Origin of the sequence: Bradyrhizobium sp. 31Argb (assembly GCF_043638955.1) — a bacterium.
Lineage (GTDB): Bacteria > Pseudomonadota > Alphaproteobacteria > Rhizobiales > Xanthobacteraceae > Bradyrhizobium.
In genome coordinates this window covers 1-3,581 of sequence record NZ_JBEGDB010000456.1, presented here as the reverse complement: position 1 = coordinate 3,581, position 3,581 = coordinate 1, and the positions used below count along the sequence as shown (strand labels likewise).

3 protein-coding genes are annotated in these 3,581 nt (G+C 60.0%); all 3 read right to left on the bottom strand.

All coding sequences use genetic code 11. From position 1 onward, the window contains the following. Positions 1-262: 262 nt before the first annotated feature. The gene (locus tag AAFX91_RS39870) at positions 263-1,597 is read right to left on the bottom strand and encodes a S41 family peptidase (RefSeq protein WP_130584198.1); all 1,335 of its coding nucleotides are present in this window, start codon (positions 1,595-1,597) and stop codon (positions 263-265) included. 158 nt (positions 1,598-1,755) lie between these two features. Further along, positions 1,756-1,890, bottom strand: coding sequence for a hypothetical protein (locus tag AAFX91_RS39865; RefSeq protein ID WP_283813585.1), 135 nt, complete (start codon positions 1,888-1,890; stop codon positions 1,756-1,758). An 87-nt stretch (positions 1,891-1,977) separates the two neighbouring features. After that, on the bottom strand, positions 1,978-2,487 hold the full coding sequence (locus AAFX91_RS39860; RefSeq protein ID WP_394570150.1) for an Imm42 family immunity protein: 510 nt from the start codon (positions 2,485-2,487) through the stop codon (positions 1,978-1,980). Positions 2,488-3,581 lie beyond the last annotated feature (1,094 nt).

Below are 3,581 nucleotides of genomic sequence, written 5' to 3'. Positions count from 1 at the left end.
TCACCGCAAAAACCCGACCCACACCCGTTCGTTGAGAGCCTTGACTCACAAAGCCCCATATGAGGGTGGGCAAAGCGCAGCGTGCCCACCATCAACACTCCGCTCGTAATGGTGGGCACGCTTCGCTTTGCCCACCCTACGATTCCGCCGTGAGCCCCTCATGGTGAGGTGGCCTCATCCTTGTCCCGGCGATGCGTAGCATCGTCCGGAGATGCGGCGAAGGCGCAGCTCCTCGGGATGAGGATCAGACAGCCGTATAGCCTCAGTTCGGGATCGTCCGCTTCGGCGCGTTCTTGGCGTCGGCATTGACGGTGACGCCGCGCAGGAGGTTGTAGGCGGCGTTCAGCGCCTTGTCGTTCTTCTCGTCGGGCGGGACGAAGGATTGCGAGCCGGTCTGCTCGGTGCCTTCGGCCGCCAGATGCCCGCGCATCGACGCCTCGCCCTTGATCTCCGCGCGAGTCTTCAATTCGTCCGGCACGTCCTGCAGAATTTCGATATCGGGCGCGATGCCTTGCGCCTGGATCGAGCGGCCGGACGGCGTGAAATAGCGCGCGGTGGTCAGCGCCAGCGCGCCATTGCCAGCCCCGAGCGGAATGATGGTTTGCACCGAGCCCTTGCCGAAGGTGCGGGTGCCGATCAGGGTCGCGCGCTTGTGGTCGTGCAGCGCACCGGCCACGATCTCGGAGGCAGAAGCCGAGCCGCCGTTGATCAGGACCACCAGCGGCTTGCCCTTGGTCATGTCGCCGCCGCGCGCGGTGAAGCGCTGCGTCTCTTCCGGCAACCGGCCGCGGGTCGAGACGACCTCGCCGCGCGCCATCAGCGAACTCACCACCGACACCGCCTGGTCGAGCAGGCCGCCGGGATTGTTGCGCAGGTCGATCACATAGCCGGCAAGCTTGTCCTGCGGAATCTCCTTGGAGATTTCGGCGATCGCCTTGTGCAGGCCCTCGGTGGTCTGCTCGTTGAACGAGTTGATCCTGATATAGCCGACATTGCCGCCATCGGCGTGGAAGCGCACCGGGCGCACGCGGATGATCTCGCGGGTGATGGAAACGTCGATCGGCTTGTCGGCATCCTTGCGGACGATCTTCAGCTTGGTTTGGCTGTTGGGCGGGCCCTTCATCTTGTTGACGGCCTGATCCAGCGTCATGCCCTGGATCTGTTCGTCATCGATCTGGGTGATGATGTCGCCCGACATGATGCCGGCGCGCGAGGCCGGCGTGTCGTCGATCGGCGCTACGACCTTGATGAAGCCCTCTTCCATCGTGACTTCGATACCGAGGCCGCCGAACTCACCGTGGGTGGTCTCCTGCATGTCGGTCCAGCCCTTCTCGTTCATGTAACGAGAATGCGGATCGAGCGAGGTGATCATGCCGTTGATGGCGCCCTCGATCAGCTTAGAATCGTCGGGCTTCTCGACATAGTCGGTCCGGACGCGCTCGAACACGTCGCCGAAAAGATTGAGCTGGGAATAGGTATCGGAGCGGACCGCGGCCTTGGCGACCGCAACCAGATTGGCGCCCTGCGGGGCGGTGACAAGAAGAGTAAGACCAACGCCGGTGACCGTGCCGAGGAGAAAGCCAAAATTCCTGCGCATTGCCTGCGATCCTTCCCGCTGTACCAGCCACCATTGTGTTGAATCGCCGTTTCTCGCCCGGCGCAGGCAAACACACAATGCCTTTTTGGTCGGATCAAGGCCAATTTTACCGGAGAAATACCGTCGCTCACGACATCGTGCGTTGCTCGTTGTGCTGCTTACGGACGTCGCTCTTGGAGCCCGCTCTGCCAGGTCGACGGATTGGTTCCAAAGCCGCGTTTGGCGCGGGTGCCCAGCCAATAGCCGAACTGCGGCGGAACATTACGGAACGGCCATTCCGGCGCGGTGTCCATCGGCCAATCCGGGTTGTTGAATATCTCGCACGCAACCGCGATCAAATCTGCCTGTTTTTCGCGCAGTCCATAGGGCTCGGCTACCCCCTACGCGCTAAGCGCTCTATCATACAGGGCATTTAATTGGTCCCAGGCCAGCTGAATGCACGCATCGAACTCAGCCCTCTTCAGGAAGAATTCACTGACATTGGGATCAGAAAGATTCTTGTACAGCAGTCGCGCCTGACTTCTGCAATCTATCAAATATATCTTCCACTGATTGAATATATCGATCTGCGGAGAAATTTCGAATCGCGCCGTAGCGTCGCCGTCCGATTCACTGCTTGCATTTTCAGCCTGCCCATACATGGATGAATCGATGGCTTCAAAGACGTCCTCGGACGGCATCTCGAACCTCGCGCAATCTTCACGTTTTCCGGAATCGTGAACTACCCATTTCAGCGCGGTCAAAGTGTCACGAAGAGAGGTTCCTTCTTCGTAATTTCCAATCATCTTGCCGTCGATCCAATAACAGAACTTCCCGAACATCCATTGGCCACCGCTGTCTTCGTCGAGCTCCAAGCTCACGGCAAAGCGCGTTCTGTCACCAAATTCCATCGATGCCACCGCAAGAGCTGCGTCCCCAACTAATTAGTACCGTAGCCCGGGTAAAGCGCCAGCGTAACCCGGGAGACGCTCGTAAACAGTGCCGCAGACGCCCCGGGTTGCGCTCCGCTCCACCCGGGCTACGAAGGCTCGGATACCGTAAACCACCTCCGTCATTGCGAGCCATCGGGCGGCGCTACGCGCCGACCCGCTGGCTCGCAATGACGATGTGGCTACTTTGGGTGCGACATAACAACCCGACGGGCAAATCAACCAAAGTCTGTCCAGCCGTCGCGCGAAAAATATTCCGCTTAACCCGTCGGGCAAATCAGTGATTTAACTCCGCGCGTCTCACGCGAATGAGGGGCGGCTCGCGATCGTCACGAACGTTGCGGTGGGATGCGGTGGACGCGATGCGTGTGACTGACGAGCACGCGCAGTGCGGACGGCGAAGTCGTGTGGTCCTGGCGCCCCGACGCTGGCGCTAAGTTTTTTGTGCGAACAAGTTCGCGCGAGAGATGACGGTGGCAAGAAAGCCCGGTCACCGGGGAGAGCACGAAGGAAACCGTTAAAACCATCGCGCAGGGAAAGCCGGAATGCTTCGGTTGAACCTGTGGTCCTACCCCCGTGCTTTTTGTTGCACGGGACCCATGGGTGCAACCGGCACCCGGCTTTCCCTGCGCCCTCTGATATCGAGGAGGGTGGGAAGTGACGCAAAGCTCGGACGCAAAGCGCCGCGAGAATGTGGACTCGCATCCTCAAGCTGTTTGAAAATTGAATTGGACCTTTCCCCCGTCGTCCCGGGCTTGACCCGGGACCCATAACCACAGGCCTTTGTAGTGCGCTCCGCTACCACCGCTTGCTCACGCCACAACAATCGCCTGTGGTTATGGGTCCCGTCTTTCGACGGGACGACAGCGGTATGTGTGTCACCGTTCCCGGTTGTTACAATCGAAGACATTGCCGCCTTGGGATTTTCGTACACAGCCCTCGCCATGACTCAACCGTCCCTCTCCCCCGGCGCCGCCGATGTGAAATGGACCCGCGGAGCGGGACCGCTTGAACCGGTTTGTTAGTTGGAAACTGACCGCTCCTGATCCCTTTCT